This is a genomic window from Bartonella vinsonii subsp. berkhoffii ATCC 51672, from assembly GCF_902825225.1.
In the GTDB taxonomy this organism is placed as follows: domain Bacteria; phylum Pseudomonadota; class Alphaproteobacteria; order Rhizobiales; family Rhizobiaceae; genus Bartonella; species Bartonella berkhoffii.
Genome location: NZ_CADEAK010000380.1, coordinates 1 through 265 on the forward strand (window position 1 = coordinate 1; position 265 = coordinate 265).

Here is a 265-nt window from a genome sequence, read left to right on the forward strand (position 1 = left end):
TTGGGGAAAATATGTAAAATAAAGGGGATTATGCTCATTATCAGCTAACTGAACGGCATTACGCGCTGCGTCATCTGGTGTATTTGAAATGCCATTATAGAACATACGCCTGTTGCCATCAGAGCCTGCTTGTAAGTGCTGCTCATCTTCAGCTTTTAAAAAGTGATACAGAGGTATTAGTTTTCCATGGCTGTCTTTTATATACTCTCCATTTTCATTTTTTGCATAGATGACATTGCCATGTTCATCATGCAAAACCTCACCT

1 pseudogene is annotated in these 265 nt (G+C 38.9%); it reads right to left on the reverse strand.

Annotated features, from left to right (window positions below):
- Window positions 1-265, reverse strand: a pseudogene (locus tag J7R10_RS09700) (filamentous hemagglutinin); the annotation flags it as partial.